The organism is Pseudorhodobacter aquimaris (assembly GCF_001202025.1).
Taxonomy (GTDB): Bacteria; Pseudomonadota; Alphaproteobacteria; order Rhodobacterales; family Rhodobacteraceae; genus Pseudorhodobacter; species Pseudorhodobacter aquimaris.
Genome location: NZ_LGHS01000055.1, coordinates 1 through 16464, shown reverse-complemented (window position 1 = coordinate 16464; position 16464 = coordinate 1). Strand labels below are relative to the sequence as shown.

The window sequence follows — 16464 nt, the reverse complement described above, 5'->3', positions numbered from 1 at the left end:
ATTTCCGGATGCCTGCCTTCGCTTCTGATCCGGTCTCCCAGGCATGCAGGTAGACGCACTCGTATTTCAGGGTTCGCCAGAGCCTCTCAATGAAGATGTTGTCTAGGTAGCGGCCCTTCCCATCCATTGAGATGCGCACGCCGGATCGGCGTAGCCGGTCAGTCCAGGCAAAGGACGTGAACTGAGATCCTTGATCGGTATTCATGATCTCGGGCGGGCCGAACTTGTGGATGGCCTCGTTCAGTGCCGCAACACAGAAGTCCGCCTCCAGCGTATTCGAGATGCGCCAAGCCAGCACCTTACGGGTGTGCCAATCCATAATGGCGGCCAGATACGAGGAACCCTCGGCGCATGGGCAGATAGGTAATATCCGAGCACCCACTGACCGGCAACACATGCTTGCATGTGTGAGAGGGGAACTTGGTTCGGACGCTCTACCCGCAGACCTCTCAGCAGGTAGGGATACGTCTTGTGCCCTTTCGCATGCTTGCTGGTGTTGGGTTTTTGGTAGATCGGCATCAGCCCCATCAGGCGCATCAGCCGGCGTATCCGTTTCTCGTTCACCAAGTGGCCGTTCTGCGGGCTTACGCGGCCCCGCTGGGGCCACGGCGTGCGCCCGCTCTCTCGAACGCATGGCGTTCGCGGGCTTACCCCACAATCTTGGCGTGGAGTTCTTTCACCTGTTCTTCATTGATCTCGGGATTCTTTTTGCCACCGCGTTCAAACACGCCGGAGGCGCCCTCAAGGAGCGCACGTTTCCATTGATGGATCATCGTCGGATGCACCCCGAACCGGCTCGCCAGCTCGGCGGCGGTCGCCTCGCCCTTCAAGGCTTCCAGCGCGACCTTCGCCTTAAATTCAGGCGCATGTTGTTTGCGGTTCGACATCTGCTGATCTCCTTCTCGTCGAAGATCAGCAGACTGTAAATCGTAGCTTACGTCACTGTCCGAATTTCGGGGGGTAGCTCAATCAGGCGGCGGAATATCCAGCCTGTAATTGCTGCCCATGCAAGGTAATAGGCCGCAAATAATACAGGGGCATCGTCGTAGCCGCTATTGAGCACGAACGCTGCGACAAGCTGGTAATAGCCTACGTTCGAGACCACCCAAAGACCTGCCGCGATCATGACCGCGCGAGTACCTGCCCAAGCCCACGGGACTGTAGCACATCAGATACGCAGGAGTGTCCGGTCATTTTCATCGTCTTGGGCCTTTGTTGCGGGGTCTCTGGGCGCAGTCCGTATTTCTACGGCGCTGCTGCCGGTTTATGTCGCAATAGGGGCGTAAAGACCGCGCAGATCCATGCTGCCCTTTTGACCCCACTTTGAAGGTCGGTCCGCGCGTGAACTTTGATGCGCTGTAACGCTATGCGCAGGTTGATCTAGGTGCAGGATGATTTGGCCATAAAAAAGGGCGGACAAAACTGTCCGCCCTTCTAGAATTCTTCCCGATAAACGGGAGAAGCAGATTAATCCAGCGTGAGGTTAGTCGCGGATTCGCGACCGTCACGGCCTGCTTCGATGTCGAAGGACACAGCAGCGCCATCAGCCAAGGTGCGCAAACCAGCGCGTTCCAGAGCCGAGATATGAACGAACACATCTTTGCTGCTGCCTTCGGGGGCAATAAAGCCGAAGCCTTTAGTTTCGTTGAACCATTTCACGGTGCCTTTGGCCATCGTGAGATCTCCTGTCTTTTGTTCCACCCACACTATGCGGCGGCGCGGCACGTCAGCTAAGAATCCAGTTGCTGTGGCCGTAAGACGGAAAGGCAATGGTCGACAGAGTTAACGTTGCAATGGAGAACATAGGGGTGTTCTCGCGCCAAAGCAAGGGATTCGGAAAAATTGATCATTTTGGCCGAAAAAAAATCTCATATACGGCGTTGTGATCTGTGCCATGATAGCCTGAGAGGAGGGCCAAACCATGCCAGCGATAGAGAAAAATTTTGACGGGCAAACTGTCATCACCACATTTGAAATGACGCCCGGAACCGCCGCGGATCTGATGGAGGCCCTAAGCTGTGCCTACGCGGAATTTATCAGCCGCCAGCCCGGCTTTTTGGGGGCAGGGTTGCATATGAATGACGCACAAACCCGCATCGCGAATTATTCCAAATGGCGCCGCCGTGAAGATTTTCAGGCGATGCTGCGCACCCCCGAGATGCGCGAACGCAACCGAATGATCGCGGGGCTTTGCAGCAGGTTTGAGCCGGTCATGTATGAGGTCGGCGAGGTGTTCTGAACGGTGCCGGAGCATCCCCACAGCCCACCCCTTTTGGGGGCGGGCTGTGGTTATACTATCCTTGCAATGTACGCACGCCGATGCCTTCGCTGCGCGCTTTCATGGCGCTTACGGCGGCGATGGACCCTGCTGCGGTGGTGAAATAGGGGATCTTGTCCATCAAGGCGACGCGGCGGATCTCGCGGCTGTCGCTGATGGCCTGTGCGCCCTCGGTCGTGTTCATAACCAAGGCCAGATCATTGTTTTTCAGCCGGTCCACGATATTTGGACGGCCCTCATAAACCTTGTTCACAGGTGTCGCTGCCGCGCCGACCGAGGCAAGCCATGCCGCGGTGCCCTTGGTTGCGACGATCTCAAAACCCATTGCGACCAGATCGCGGGCCGCAGTTGCCATGGCCTCGGTTTTGTCCATGTCCTTGATCGACAGGAACACACGGCCGGTTTCGGGCAGGTCGTTGCCAGCCCCCATTTGCGCCTTCAGGAAGGCCAGCGCAAAGGTGCGGTCCCAGCCCATCACCTCACCGGTAGAGCGCATTTCTGGCCCCAAAAGCGGGTCGACGCCGGGGAAGCGGGCAAAGGGCAGAACCGCCTCCTTGACCGAGAACCAAGGTGTGATCGGATCGGCGAGGGTCATCGGATCGGCCAGCGGCAGATCGGTGTCAGGGCCGACATCGTGTGCGTAAGGCGCGCGCAGCGGGAAGTTCGATAGCGGCTCTCCGGCCATCAGGCGGGCGGCGATAGAGGCAATGGCGCTGTCGGTCGCCTTGGCCACGAACGGCACGGTGCGGGATGCGCGGGGATTCACCTCCAGCACATAGATATCATCGCCTTTCAGGGCGAATTGTACGTTCATCAACCCGACCACATTCAGCGCTCGGGCCATGGCCACGGTTTGCACCTTCAGCTCTTCGATCATTGCGGGCGAAAGCGAATGCGGGGGCAGGGAACAAGCGCTGTCGCCGGAATGGACGCCAGCCTCTTCGATATGTTCCATGATGCCTGCGACATGCACGTTCTGCCCGTCTGACAGCGCGTCAACATCGACCTCGATCGCGCCGGAAAGATAGCTGTCAAGCAGCACCGGGTTATTGCCCGAAACCTGAACCGCCTCACGGATATAGCGTTCCAACTGTGCGTCGTCACGGATGATTTCCATCGCGCGCCCGCCCAGAACGAAGGAGGGGCGGATGACCAAAGGATAGCCCACATCGGCGGCGGCAGCAAAAGCCTCGTCGCGCGAACGCGCCGTGCCGTTATGGGGCTGGCGCAGGCCAAGCTTGTTCAGAAGTTGTTGAAAACGCTCACGATCCTCGGCCAGATCAATCGCATCGGGGGTGGTGCCGAGGATCGGAATACCGGCCTCTTCCAGGGCGTTGGCCAGCTTCAACGGGGTTTGCCCGCCGAACTGGACGATGACACCGTGCAGGGTGCCGTTCTCACGCTCTACCCGCAAAATCTCCAGAACATGTTCCAGCGTCAGGGGTTCGAAATACAGCCGGTCCGAGGTGTCATAATCGGTGGAAACCGTTTCCGGGTTGCAGTTGATCATGATGGTTTCATAGCCCGCATCGGTCAGCGCATAGCAGGCATGGCAGCAGCAATAATCGAACTCGATCCCTTGCCCGATCCGGTTCGGGCCGCCGCCAAGGATAACCACCTTCTTGGCATCCGAAGGGCGCGCTTCGCATTCCGCCTCGCCCATCGCGGGGGCCTCATAGGTGGAATACATATAGGGGGTCTGGGCCTCGAACTCGGCGGCGCAGGTGTCGATGCGCTTGAACACGGCATTGACGCCAAGGCTGTGGCGGGTGCGACGGATCTGGCCTTCGTCCTGACCCGTCAGCATCGCCAGACGCGCATCGGTAAAGCCGAGCATTTTCAACCCGCGCAGCGCATCGGCATCCGTGGGCAGACCCTTGGCGCGAATCTCTTCCTCGGCGTCGATAATCTCGCGGATGCGGGCAAGGAACCACGGATCAAAAGAGGTCGCGCCCTGAATTTCGTCATTGCTCAGGCCAAACCGCATGGCTTGGGCGATTACGCGCAAACGGTCGGGGGTTTGCAGGCTGAGCGCCTTGAAGACGGCGGCGCGGTCGGGGGCACCTGGGATGTCAATCTCATCAAAACCGGACAGGCCGGTTTCCAGCGAGGCTAGCGCCTTTTGCATCGATTCGTGGATGGTGCGGCCAATCGCCATCACCTCCCCCACCGATTTCATCGCCGTTGTCAGATGCGGTTCCGATCCGGGGAATTTTTCAAAAGCGAACCGCGGGATTTTGGTGACGACATAGTCAATCGACGGCTCGAACGACGCGGGCGTCACTTTGGTAATATCGTTGTCCAATTCGTCGAGCGTGTAGCCCACGGCCAGTTTCGCCGCGATTTTCGCAATCGGAAAACCTGTCGCCTTGGAGGCCAGCGCCGAAGAGCGCGACACGCGGGGGTTCATCTCAATCACCACCATACGGCCATCGACGGGGTTGACCGCCCATTGCACGTTGGAACCGCCTGTTTCCACGCCAATTTCGCGCAGCACGGCGATAGAGGCGGAGCGCATCATCTGATATTCTTTATCGGTCAGCGTCAGGGCAGGGGCCACGGTGATGCTGTCGCCGGTATGCACGCCCATCGGGTCGATGTTTTCAATGGCGCAGATAATGATGGCGTTGTCAGCGGTGTCGCGCACCACCTCCATCTCGTATTCTTTCCACCCCAAAAGCGACTCATCGACCAGAATCTGTGCCATCGGGCTGGCCTCAAGGCCGCTACGGCAGATTGCCTCATAATCGTCGCGGTTATAGGCAACCCCGCCGCCGGTGCCGCCAAGGGTAAAGGCAGGGCGGATGATCGCGGGCAGGCCGACGTATTCAATCGCGGCCATCGCCTCGGCCACGCCAGCGTTGATGTCATATTTACCAGCCGCATTTTTCGGCGCGGCGATGATGGTTGCCTTGGGGTTTTCCAGCCCGATGCGGTCCATCGCTTCGCGGAACAATTTGCGATCTTCTGCCATCTCGATGGCTTCGCGCTTGGCGCCGATCAGCTCAACATTGTACTTTTCCAACACGCCCATATCGGCCAACGCCAAAGCGGTGTTCAACCCCGTTTGCCCGCCCATGGTCGGCAGCAACGCATCGGGGCGCTCTTTTTCAATGATCTTGGCAACCACATCGGGGGTGATCGGTTCAATATAGGTCGCATCGGCCAGCACCGGATCGGTCATGATCGTCGCGGGGTTGGAGTTGACGAGGATGACGCGGTATCCCTCTTCGCGCAGCGCCTTGCAGGCTTGTGCGCCGGAATAGTCAAACTCGCAGGCTTGGCCAATGACGATAGGCCCCGCACCAATAATCATGATAGATTGGATATCGGTTCTCTTCGGCATGATCGGCCCCCATCTGCGCAAAACTTCAGGGGTTATAGCCAGCGTGCGCTGGGGTGCAAGGGCCGAAATGGCGCAGAGGGGCGTTCTGACGCCGCGCGGGCTTGACTTCACCGCCCGCGCGATGTGTATCACGGACAACCGGAAAACCAGCCCTTGGAAAGGGAATGATGATGCACGCCTACCGCAGCCACACTTGCGCCCAACTCAACGCCAGCAATGTCGGGCAGGATATCCGCCTGTCTGGGTGGGTGCATCGGGTACGAGATCACGGCGGCGTTTTGTTCATCGATCTGCGCGACCATTACGGCGTGACCCAGATTCTGGCCGATAGCGACAGCCCGGCCTTTACGGCATTGGAAAAGGTGCGTGCCGAGTGGGTGATCCGCATCGACGGCACCGTCAAGGCACGCGACGAAAGCCTTGTGAACCCCAAGCTGCCAACCGGCGAGATCGAGGTCTACATCCGCGACATGGAGGTTCTGGGCGCTGCCGATGAATTGCCGATGCCGGTCTTTGGTGAGGTGGATTATCCCGAAGAAACCCGCCTGACTTACCGTTTCCTCGACCTGCGCCGCGAAAAGCTGCATGCCAATATGATGCTGCGCTCAAACGTTGTGCGCTCTATTCGCAACCGGATGTGGGATCAGGGCTTTAACGAGTTCCAGACACCGATCATCACCGCATCCTCCCCCGAAGGTGCGCGGGACTTTCTGGTGCCAAGCCGCCTGCATCCCGGCAAATTCTATGCCCTGCCGCAGGCCCCGCAGCAGTTCAAACAGCTGATCATGGTCTCGGGGTTCGATAAATATTTCCAGATCGCGCCGTGTTTCCGCGATGAGGACCCGCGCGCTGACCGTTCGCCCACCGATTTCTATCAGCTTGATATGGAAATGTCTTTTGTCCGCCAAGAAGACGTGTTTGCCGCCGTGCAGCCCGTTGTTCAGGGGATCTTTGAGGAATTCGGCAAGGGTAAGAAGGTCGATACCGACTGGCCGCTGATCGCCTATAAGGATGCGCTGAAATGGTATGGCTCTGACAAGCCCGACCTGCGCAACCCGATCAAAATGCAAGACGTGTCCGAGCATTTCCGCGGCTCCGGCTTTGCGATCTTTGCCAAGTTGCTGGAAAATGAGGGCACCGAGGTCCGCGCCATTCCGGCACCAACAGGCGGCAGCCGCAAGTTCTGTGACCGGATGAACGCCTTTGCGCAACAGCAAGGCCTGCCGGGGATGGGCTATATTTTCTGGCGCAAGGGTGAGAATGGCCAGATGGAGGCCGCCGGCCCCCTCGCCAAAAACATCGGGCCAGAACGCACCGAAGCGATCCGGGTTCAGCTTGATCTGAACGAGGGTGACGCCGCCTTCTTCCTTGGTGGTAAGCCCGAGCAATTCGAATCCGTCGCCGGCCGTGCCCGCAACGAGATCGGCAATGAGTTGAAGCTGACTGAAACCGACACTTTCCGCTTTGCCTGGATCGTCGATTTCCCGATGTATGAGAAAGACGACGAGGGCAAGATCGACTTCAGCCACAACCCCTTCTCGATGCCGCAGGGCGGGATGGAGGCGCTGAACGGCGATCCGCTGGATGTGCTTGGCTATCAGTATGACCTTGCCTGCAACGGTTATGAGCTGATCTCGGGCGCGATCCGGAATCACCAGCCAGAGATCATGTTCAAGGCGTTTGAGATTGCGGGCTATCCGAATTCCGAGGTCGAAAAACGGTTTGGCGGTATGGTCAAGGCGTTCAAATATGGCGCCCCGCCCCACGGTGGTTGTGCGGCAGGGATTGACCGCATCGTGATGCTTTTGGCCGAAGAGGCCAACATCCGCGAGGTGATCATGTTCCCGATGAACCAGCGCGCCGAAGACCTGTTGATGAACGCCCCATCCGAGCCGCTGAACGAGCAGTTGCGCGAGTTGCATCTGCGCGTAATTCCCAAAGAATGAGGCGAAACCAAGCGGGCAGGGGCGCGCATTGCCGCCCTGCCCATGCTTTTTCCCTTGAAAATCGAGCCTTTTGGGCGCATATGCCCGTCAAAGCCTGCATTTTTGCGGGCTCAAACTTATTGGAGTGACCATGGCCAAAGAAGATATTCTTGAATTCCCCGGTGTCGTGAAGGAACTCTTGCCCAATGCGACATTCAAGGTCGAACTTGAGAACGGCCACGAGTTGATCGCGACAATGGCGGGCAAGATGCGCAAAAACCGTATCCGTGTGCTTGCGGGCGACAAGGTTCAGGTGGAAATGACGCCCTATGACCTGTCAAAAGGCCGTATCAACTATCGTTTCAAATAATCCATGCGTCTGATTCTCGGCTCTGCCAGCCCGCGTCGGCGTGAGTTACTGGCGCAGATAGGTGTGGTGCCGGATGCTGTTCTGCCGCCGGATATTGATGAAACCCCGTTAAAGGCGGAATTGCCCCGCCCCTATTGCGCGCGAATCGCCCGCGAAAAAGTGCAGGCCGTTCAGGTTGGCCCCGATGATATCGCACTTTGCGCCGATACGACCGTGGCCCTTGGCCGCCGGATCATGGGCAAACCTGTCGACGCGGCAGAGGCGGCGGCCTTTCTGATCGCCCTTGGTGGACGGCGTCATAGCGTTATCACGGCCGTGGCCGTGCGGCGCGGTGATCAAATCTGGACCCGGGAGGTCGTCTCGGCCGTCAAGATGAAGCGTCTGTCGGATGCCGAGATCAACTGCTATCTGGCCAGCAATGACTGGCAGGGCAAGGCGGGGGGGTACGGTATTCAGGGGCTTGCAGGGGCCTTTATCCCGTGGATATCGGGGTCCTACACCGCCATTATGGGCCTGCCGGTGGCCGAAACCGCCACGATGCTTGCCACGGCGGGTTATCCGATTTGGAAAGGGCAGCCATGAAGGGCCGCGTTGTTATTCTGGATGAGGTGCAGACCCGTCCTGCCGCCGCCTTGCTGGTCGATGGCCAGTTACAGGATCTGCTGATTGACCCCGAAACCGATGTGGCCTTACCGGGCGCCATTTACCGTGCCGTTGCTGACCGCCCGATGAAGGGGCAAGGCGGGGTGTTTGTAAAGCTTCCGCAGGGCAAGGGGTTTTTGCGTCAGACCACAGGCATTGCGCCGGGTGCAAGGCTGTTGGTTCAGGTCACCGGCCCTGCCGAGGGTGGCAAGGCCGTGCCTGTGACCACGCGGACCTTGTTCAAAAGCCGCTATGCGATCGTGACGCCGGGCGCGCCGGGGCGGAATATCTCGCGCCGGATCAGGGATGACGAAACCCGCGCGCTGCTGGAAACCCTTGCGGATGCGGGGATGAAAGGCGCGGATGAGGGGCTCGGGCTTATTTTGCGCTCGGCCTGTGAGGGCGTAGAGGCAGAGGAGATCGCCGAAGATATTGCCGCGATGCGTCAGTTGGCCGAGGCTGTGCTGGCCGATATCGACGGCCGTCCCGAATTGCTGGTCGAAGGCGTCGGCGCGCAGGAAACCGCGTGGCGTGATTGGGCCGATCCGGCACCGGATGAGGTGCTGACCGGCGGTTTTGCCGATCACGGCGTCTTGGATATGATCGATGATCTGCTCTCTCCTCGGGTGGGGTTGCAGGACACGGGCCATATGATGATAGAGCCGACACGTGCCCTTTTGGCCGTTGATGTGAATACAGGCGGTGACACCACACCCGCGGCGGGGCTGAAGGCCAATATCGCGGCGGCCCGCGAATTGCCGCGTCAGTTACGCTTGCGCGGGCTTGGCGGGCAGATCGTGATTGATTTCGCACCGATGCCGAAACGGGATCGCGCCGTGCTGGATCAGGTGCTGCGCGCGGCCTTCAAGGGCAGCGCGGCAGAGACCAGCCTCGTCGGTTGGACAACGATGGGCCTTTATGAGCTGGTGCGCAAACGTGACCGTCTGACACTGGCCGAGGTGCTTGCATGAGCTGCCCGATCTGCGCCCGTGAATCAGACCCCAAGTACAAGCCGTTTTGTTCGCGCCGCTGTGCCGATATTGATCTGGGCAAGTGGCTCAACGGTTCCTATGCGATTCCTGCGGCGATCACGGCACAAGATGAGGATGACGACGTGCCAGACCAATCCCTGCCACTTCAGTAAATTACGGGGTGCAGGCGTTTTTTTGATTAAACCCTCTGGACAGCCCCCGCGTGCTGGCCTAATACCCCGATACGTGCCCGGATAGCTCAGTTGGTAGAGCAGCGGATTGAAAATCCGCGTGTCGGCGGTTCAAATCCGTCTCCGGGCACCACTTATTCTATTGAAATAATTCAGTTGCCCCTGCATTCATTTTTGCGTGTTGTTGGTCTTGTTGTTTCTGGACTACCTCTGGACTACCTTACGCAAATGCAGCTCTGGTTTGTGGCCAAGGGTGCGTGCGTGACAAAGATTCTTTGTCAAAAAACAAAAATGCCAACGGCGGATTTTGTGGATCCTGTCTATAGTGGGGATGTAACCCCTATGTAGAAGTAAGCCGAGGATAATAGGTGACGAAACACTTCGCAACAGACGACATCTATTTGGCTGTAGAAGAGGTCGCAGAGCGATATCGAGTATCCATCGCCACGATCTGGCGTTAGACGCGTACTGGAGATTTTCCTCGTGCGGTTAAAGTTGGCCCAGGGTGCACGCGGTGGCGATTGCAAGACATAATCGAGCATGACTGCACTTTGCGGACCTGCTTCGCGACGAATGCAAACTTCTTGCTTTCTTCGGGGCAAGCCCATTAGCCGTTAGCTCTCGAGTGCGAGACCAGCCAATGGGAACGGCTGACTTTCCACTGCTAAACGCCTCATCCCGCGTCGAGAAGCTCCCTGAGCGCCTTCACCCGCGCTGGTGTGACCTGTGGATCACTGCCGCAGCTGATGACCCTGATGAACTCAATCCATGCCTTCTCGTTCTCGGTTGCTGGTGTTCCGAAGATATCTGTAATCGCTTTCGCCGCCGTCGCACCAACGGCTTGGTCAAGCGCGAGGCGCATCAGATACGCTGGATAAACTTCCAGCGCCTTCGCAAGCGATGGTACCTGGTCGAGCGGCACCTTGTTTTACCGTTCTTCAGAAGCGTCATCATGTTGGCATTGCCAATGCCTGCCTCGGATGGGGTTGATGAAATTACCATGATGAACGACCCTATGCGTCGGTTGGCTAAGGACTACTTCGAGGGCTTTCGTGCCGAGGTCATTGCTCAGATCAAAAATGATGTCTACGCCAGCAAGAAGCTGCAAGTAAAACACTCAAAAACAACAAAAAACTCTGTTGAGAGATTCACGCCACGTCTGGCTTATGGTACAAAGGGCCTGTCCTGTGGGAGGGGCAAAAAGGCGGTCGGTGAAGTTTGCAACAGCAAGCCGTACCGACCGCATCAACTCAAAGCGCAAACGACCTCAGAACGTCCTGTAGCACGCTCTGGTCATGGCATTACCGGTCGAAATTATCATGCCGTCGCCACCCCCTTACGCTATCTTCGCGATAATAAAATTAGGGAACGGCTGTAAAGCGGGATCGTTCGACGGTGCTGCGGTTGAAACGCTCAAATGACCGTCGCGCCGACCTATATGCCCAGCATCTGATTGCCTGTGCGCGCGCTGCAAGCCGCAACGAAGTGGCTCTGTTTGATCTCTGTCATATCGTCTCAGCACCGGATGACTAAGGTGATCTGGTCTTGAGCAGCTTTGGGGGGGGGGGCATGCATGCGCATCAACATCGGTTTCGTTTCAGCGATAGGCTTGGCTTTGGCTGTTATGGTCGCTTGCAGTGGGCCGTCCATGCCAAACAGGACCGACGGTAGAGCGTTCTTCGCTGACAACTGCACGTCTTGTCATGGATCGAGCGGGCAGGGCGATGGTGTCATGTCCGAAGGCTTGTCGGTTCCGCCGACTGACTTGACCACGTTAAGCCGTGCCAATGGTGGCACGTTTCCTGCAACGCGCGCGCTTGCCTACATCTGGGGCGATCCAAAGCAGAGCCACCTCGCGCGCGTTATGCCGCAATTCGCAGGCGCGATGGCTGATGACTTGGTGCCGGTCAAACTCGATGGTGTTTACACGCCCACACCAAGGGCGCTTGCAGGGTTGCTCACCTATCTTGAGAGCATCCAGCGCTAAACCGGACGATTAACAGCTGCTTGCGTCTCGTGAGTGCTTCAAACGTATTATCTTGACCCGACAGTAACAGAAGGAACGCGTTATGACTAAGGATACAAAAGCTCAGTCGTCTACCGATTTTATCGGCATGCTCGGTAACATGCCGTTCAACCCGACGAATGATCCGCAGCTGAAAGTCTGGTCCGATCTGGGGGCTGACATGATGAAGTTCGCGGCGTCTCGGATACAGCAAGATCTTGAGGCGCAAAAGTCCATGCTGGCATGCAAGAGCCTTGAAGACCTTCAGAAGGTTCAAGCTGAATTCTTTAGCGAGGCGGTAAAGGGTTATAACGCGCAAATACAGCGCGTCGTAGAGGTTATGTCGGGTGCTGGGAAGGCGCAGGCAGGTGCCGTTGTATCATCGACAAAACGTGGATACGACGATGTGCCGCTGTAAGGCGTAACGGCGTAATCGGCATGAAAACCGAGCACGTCCTCATCCGGGAGTTGGGGGTATTGCTGCAAAGCGCAGCGCGCCCACACAATAGCCCTACAGACTCACGGAGAGGCGATTTAAAGGGGGTATGCGCCCTGCCTGCTAGGTTGGGTTGGGTCCGGCGCGCATGGCGCTCAGCGACCCGCTTCTGAGCTGTTTGCAATGGTGACATGGTTCTGTCGGGGTGGGTATTTGATTTGAGTGGAATGGGCGGTCGGTTGGATGGTGGCGCTGTGAGGAAGCCTTCAGAGCGTTCCGCACCGACATTCGCGCTTGCGGTAGCAAGGTCAGTTAGGCAGAGTCTATAATGTTGACCTCAAGATTAAATGCGGGTGCCGTCCGCAGCAATTGAAGCTTGAAAAGTATAGCACTAAGTGATAGGGGTGATGTGCGAGTATTTTTGACTAAGCAGTTCTCGAAGTGGGCTGTTGACGAGGCAATCGACGATAATACGCTCTTCGATACCGCTGAAAAAGCCTTCGGTGGCGAAGTAAGCGCAGATCTTGGCGGATACCTGTTCAAACAGCGGGTTGCACGTGAAGATGGAGGAAAGTCAGGCGGGTATCGCACGATACTCTGCTTTCGGAAGTCCAATGACAGCAGGATCTTTTTTCTGCACGGTTTTCCGAAGAGTAGCAAAGGCAATATCACCTCGAAAGAGGAGAAGGCGTTGAAGAAGATTGCAAAGTCCTTGGTTGATCTGTCGAATGAACAGGTTGAGGGACTGAAAGCAAAGATGGCGATCCGTGAGTTAGGGAACGAAGATGGAAAACCGCAGTGATATCCTCGATATGGCGCTCGACCTTGCGCTTGACCTCCACGACGTTGGAGCAATTGATAAAGCCACCCTTCGTGACATCGAGGAGCTGGCAATCCCAAAGGTCCCTCAGTATAGCGCCAAACAAATTCGCTTGATCCGAGAGCGGAACCACGTGAGCCAGCCAATCTTCGCAAGTTATATGAACGTTGGTCGGACAACAGTCGCTCAATGGGAGCAAGGTAAAAAGAAGCCAGGAGGGTCAGCCGCTCGGTTGCTTGATCTGATTGCACGCAAGGGCATACGAGCTATCGCTTAACGGTGGGCGCGATATTGATCAGTTGGCGCTTTTGCACGCGCTAATCCGGTGCATGCGGCGAGCTACCGTGTGACCTCATCGCCGTCGAGCACAAACAGCCCCAAAGGTCGTGGCTCGGAATCGTTGCGGTTACGTTCAGGGGTTGAAAGAGCTTTAATGGATGGAATTATCGCAAAACATGGCGGTATGAGCCCAGATAACAGGTTGCTGCGGGTTAACCCATTGTCGGTTTTCACTATTGAACCAAAAGCCTTTAAAAACAGCCTAGGTTTTGAACAGCGTTTGGGGAAACCTAAAAGTAGCCTTTTGCATGTAACAGCAAGGAGATTTTATTAACTGATGTCTTTTCGCACTGAGTAGACACTCAGTGCGCTTAAAAGCTATAATGAAGTAGAACTTCTACAAATCTCTCCGCAACTGCTGCATTAAAATTTTTGATACTTTTGAGCAGATAGCGAAGGAGGTGACGATCCATGCAACACAAAGTGATGTCATAATCACGACAGACATCATTCCTGATTGGTTAACTTCTGTCAGGCGTGATGTTCTATCAGTTTCCACAAAAACGGCTCGCATCTCAGACAATGAAACATCTTGAAGCCCCTCATTTGCATAAAAAGGTGAGAATGGATGTGGTATCTGTATCAATGAAAACGAAATGCGCCAAAAAATTATTAAAATTGCGAGTATGGCGATCCTAAGGCTAAATTCGCGAAGCGATAACTTGGAGCCGAAGCTTACGATGATGATAAATATTAATATATAAATCTCTGAAATTATCTGCAGATCTGACAGCTTCACTCCTCCATCCTTTACGATCGGCGCATAGTAGCCCACAAAAAATCCAAGCGCGATAGCCATAACGGAAAAGCCAAGGATTAAAGCGCCAATATTTTTTCTTAAATCAAATTTCATTTCTGGATCAACAAAATCTAACGTAATTCCGATAATTCCTCCTACTGGGACACTAAATATTAGGCATAGCTTTATCCGTTCAAGAGAACTTCCCATTGGAATGTCATAAAAGCCAGGTATGGATGAAACTTCGTGCCATCCATACCCAAGGGCGCCACCAAACAGTCCGGCAAATAATCCAGCAGCAAGCCCATCAATCATACCCTTAGCAGGTCGAGTCCTAAATGCACCTGAAACCAATTGAAAAGTGATCGACGTTATGCCCGCCAGAAACAGCAACGCCGATAGTGTTTTAAAAATGGAAATATATTCGCCTATTTCAGAGACTTCCGAAAACATCTCGGAATATGTGATAATGCAGATTGCAAGACCGATTAAAAGAGGACCAGTCAGTCCAACTTTTTTATTCGCGCTTTGCAAAAGGGTGAGGATTTCAATCACGGAAAATCTTCTCAATTTTGGGTATGGATATGTCTCTTTACCACGAATCTAGCCCACCTGTCTGCATCGCAGACTAGATTTTGCATATATATCTATAGAACGTTTGCAGAAACGGCTGTTTTTGAACATGTCTTCTAGCCGGAAATTGGCGCATGTGCAGCGAAGGTCGGCAAAAACCGCATAGCTGACCTCTGCGCAGACCGCAGCGAGTGGTGAACTTCGACGTCCAGACCATCACCTAGTTGGCTTTTACAGTCGCGCTGGATGCTTTTTGGCGACGTGCCTGTGTGCAAGACAAGCCAATTGGAACGGCATAACTTGGGGGGCTCACCGAGTGACGCAAAGAGGCTGATAGCAGTACCTGCGCCTCCCTTCCCGTTGAGAGCATCACAGACTCACGGAGGGGCGATTTGAGTGGGTATCTGTTCTGTCCGCCAGGTAAGGCTGGGTCCGACGCGTATAGCGATCAGCGACCCGCTCCTGCGCTATTTGACTGGCGGGCGGTGGCGGGTGTTACGCACACAGCCGACCTCCTATGCCACCGTCACGAACAACCACTTGCGACCAGCGTTGAAAACGCCGACAAAACAAGTACCATCCGGGACGCAGGCTGTTATCCGGCATATTTACTTTTTGAGCGGAGACGCTGGCATGACCGACGAACAAAAGAAAAAGCTTGAGCAAAAGCTGTGGGACATCGCCAACACTCTGCGGGGTAAAATGGGTGCCGATGAGTTTCGCGATTACATCCTCGGCTTCATCTTCTACAAATACCTGTCCGAACGCATGCACAGCTATGCCAACACGCTGTTGGAGGCTGAAAAGCTGGACTTCACCGCCATAGATGAAACCACAGCCGACGGTCAGGCGTTTCTCGATGCGGTCAAAGACGCATCGGTTGAGGCTCTAGGGTACTTCCTTAAACCGTCCGAACTGTTCAGCGCCGTTTCCAGGCGTGGCGAAGACGGTACGTTCATCCTCGGCGATCTTGCGACCATCCTGTCGAACATCGAACGCTCGACGATGGGCACCGAGTCTGAGGATGACTTTGACCACCTTTTCGAAGACCTTGACCTGACATCGACCAAGCTCGGTCGTTCCGAAGACGCAAAAAACGCCCTGATTTCCAAGGTGTTGATTGTCACTGAGAACTGACCCGGCAACAGCAGAAATTGTCATTGAGAATTGACCCATGTGCAACCTTGCCCCTGCTTGATTCAGCTGGGGGCTATTGGAGTGGTAGACATGGGATTTTTGAGGGTTATTCGGAAATGGGCGCTGCGAGACAAGATGCCCATTCGCGAGATTGCGCGGCGTACAGGCGTATCTCGCAACACGATCAAGAAGTATCTGCGGGCTGGGATTGTCGAGCCCGAGTTTCAGAGACCGGACCGGCCGAGCAAGCTGGATCCGTATGCTGAGAAGCTGACAGCCTGGTTGCTGTCTGAGCAGCGCAAATCACGCAAGGAGCGGCGGACTGCCAAGCAGATGCATGCCGATCTGGTGCAGCTTGGCTTTGATGGCTCATATGAGCGGGTTGCGGCCTTTGTGCGGGACTGGAAGGGTGAACGGCAACGCGCATATCACACGACTGACCGCGGGGTCTTCGTTCCGCTGGTGTTCCAGCCTGGCGAGGCGTTTCAATTCGATTGGAGCGAGGACTGGGCCTATGTTGGCGGCGAGCGCATCAAGCTTCAGGTCGCCCATATCAAGCTGTCGCACAGCCGCGCCTTCTTGGTGCGGGCCTATCTGCTGCAAACGCATGAGATGCTGTTCGATGCCCACTGGCATGGCTTCCGGGTGTTTGAGGGTGTTTCAGGGCGCGGCGTCTACGACAACATGAAGAC

18 protein-coding genes, 1 tRNA gene and 1 pseudogene are annotated in these 16464 nt (G+C 56.0%); 15 read left to right on the top strand and 5 right to left on the bottom strand.

The features are described from left to right. The 3 genes and pseudogenes from AKU94_RS20900 to AKU94_RS10250 form a co-directional block, all read right to left on the bottom strand. A pseudogene (locus tag AKU94_RS20900) lies at positions 1–579 on the bottom strand (IS3 family transposase); the annotation flags it as partial. Between the two features lie 68 nt (positions 580–647). Then, a complete protein-coding gene (locus AKU94_RS10255) occupies positions 648–887 on the bottom strand; it encodes an IS3 family transposase (protein WP_050526207.1) in 240 nt (79 codons plus the stop codon). A 580-nt stretch (positions 888–1467) separates the two neighbouring features. Beyond that, positions 1468–1674 carry a cold-shock protein gene (locus tag AKU94_RS10250; RefSeq protein ID WP_050527194.1) on the bottom strand — a complete coding sequence of 69 codons (207 nt, stop codon included), beginning with the start codon at positions 1672–1674 and terminating at the stop codon, positions 1468–1470. A 247-nt stretch (positions 1675–1921) separates the two neighbouring features. On the opposite strand from AKU94_RS10250, the gene AKU94_RS10245 reads away from it, so the two are divergent. After that, positions 1922–2239: an antibiotic biosynthesis monooxygenase family protein gene (locus tag AKU94_RS10245; RefSeq protein WP_050527193.1), complete on the top strand. Its 318-nt coding sequence runs from the start codon at positions 1922–1924 to the stop codon at positions 2237–2239. A 55-nt stretch (positions 2240–2294) separates the two neighbouring features. Here AKU94_RS10245 and carB read toward each other — a convergent pair whose 3' ends face one another. Continuing rightward, the gene (carB, locus tag AKU94_RS10240) at positions 2295–5624 is read right to left on the bottom strand and encodes a carbamoyl-phosphate synthase large subunit (protein ID WP_050527192.1); all 3330 of its coding nucleotides are present in this window, start codon (positions 5622–5624) and stop codon (positions 2295–2297) included. A 170-nt stretch (positions 5625–5794) separates the two neighbouring features. On the opposite strand from carB, the gene aspS reads away from it, so the two are divergent. From aspS to AKU94_RS19700, 12 genes are all read left to right on the top strand, one after another. Continuing rightward, positions 5795–7570 carry an aspartate--tRNA ligase gene (gene aspS / locus AKU94_RS10235; RefSeq protein ID WP_050527197.1) on the top strand — a complete coding sequence of 592 codons (1776 nt, stop codon included), beginning with the start codon at positions 5795–5797 and terminating at the stop codon, positions 7568–7570. A 130-nt stretch (positions 7571–7700) separates the two neighbouring features. Further along, positions 7701–7919: a translation initiation factor IF-1 gene (gene infA, locus AKU94_RS10230; protein WP_050527196.1), complete on the top strand. Its 219-nt coding sequence runs from the start codon at positions 7701–7703 to the stop codon at positions 7917–7919. Between the two features lie 3 nt (positions 7920–7922). Then, positions 7923–8501 carry a Maf family protein gene (locus AKU94_RS10225; protein WP_050527191.1) on the top strand — a complete coding sequence of 193 codons (579 nt, stop codon included), beginning with the start codon at positions 7923–7925 and terminating at the stop codon, positions 8499–8501. Beyond that, positions 8498–9532 (top strand): ribonuclease E/G, encoded by a 1035-nt coding sequence (locus AKU94_RS10220; protein ID WP_050527190.1) that lies wholly within the window; start codon positions 8498–8500, stop codon positions 9530–9532. Before AKU94_RS10225 ends, AKU94_RS10220 begins: the two co-directional genes overlap by 4 nt. After that, positions 9529–9705, top strand: coding sequence for a DNA gyrase inhibitor YacG (locus AKU94_RS10215; RefSeq protein WP_050527189.1), 177 nt, complete (start codon positions 9529–9531; stop codon positions 9703–9705). The genes AKU94_RS10220 and AKU94_RS10215 overlap by 4 nt, the downstream gene beginning before the upstream one ends. A gap of 75 nt (positions 9706–9780) precedes the next feature. Beyond that, a tRNA-Phe gene (locus tag AKU94_RS10210) sits at positions 9781–9856 on the top strand. A gap of 507 nt (positions 9857–10363) precedes the next feature. After that, positions 10364–11101 carry a hypothetical protein gene (locus tag AKU94_RS10200; protein ID WP_157056510.1) on the top strand — a complete coding sequence of 246 codons (738 nt, stop codon included), beginning with the start codon at positions 10364–10366 and terminating at the stop codon, positions 11099–11101. A gap of 270 nt (positions 11102–11371) precedes the next feature. Then, positions 11372–11710 (top strand): c-type cytochrome, encoded by a 339-nt coding sequence (locus AKU94_RS10195; RefSeq protein ID WP_050527195.1) that lies wholly within the window; start codon positions 11372–11374, stop codon positions 11708–11710. 82 nt (positions 11711–11792) lie between these two features. Continuing rightward, a complete protein-coding gene (locus tag AKU94_RS10190) occupies positions 11793–12146 on the top strand; it encodes a phasin family protein (protein ID WP_050527186.1) in 354 nt (117 codons plus the stop codon). A 394-nt stretch (positions 12147–12540) separates the two neighbouring features. After that, entirely contained in the window at positions 12541–12966 is a 426-nt protein-coding gene (locus AKU94_RS10185; protein ID WP_050527185.1) for a type II toxin-antitoxin system RelE/ParE family toxin, read from the top strand. Then, complete coding sequence (locus AKU94_RS10180; RefSeq protein ID WP_050527184.1) at positions 12950–13261, top strand: helix-turn-helix domain-containing protein; 312 nt, start codon at positions 12950–12952, stop codon at positions 13259–13261. The genes AKU94_RS10185 and AKU94_RS10180 overlap by 17 nt, the downstream gene beginning before the upstream one ends. Before the next feature lie 156 nt (positions 13262–13417). Then, positions 13418–13597: a hypothetical protein gene (locus AKU94_RS19700; RefSeq protein WP_157056509.1), complete on the top strand. Its 180-nt coding sequence runs from the start codon at positions 13418–13420 to the stop codon at positions 13595–13597. A 63-nt stretch (positions 13598–13660) separates the two neighbouring features. Here AKU94_RS19700 and AKU94_RS10175 read toward each other — a convergent pair whose 3' ends face one another. After that, positions 13661–14617, bottom strand: a complete 957-nt coding sequence (locus AKU94_RS10175) for a hypothetical protein (RefSeq protein WP_050527183.1) — start codon at positions 14615–14617, stop codon at positions 13661–13663. A 651-nt stretch (positions 14618–15268) separates the two neighbouring features. On the opposite strand from AKU94_RS10175, the gene AKU94_RS10170 reads away from it, so the two are divergent. Both AKU94_RS10170 and istA read left to right on the top strand, forming a co-directional pair. Next, complete coding sequence (locus tag AKU94_RS10170; protein ID WP_083445034.1) at positions 15269–15772, top strand: type I restriction-modification system subunit M N-terminal domain-containing protein; 504 nt, start codon at positions 15269–15271, stop codon at positions 15770–15772. 90 nt (positions 15773–15862) lie between these two features. After that, positions 15863–16464 (top strand): IS21 family transposase (istA, locus tag AKU94_RS10165; protein ID WP_157056508.1); only part of this gene is annotated, 602 nt, incomplete at its 3' end.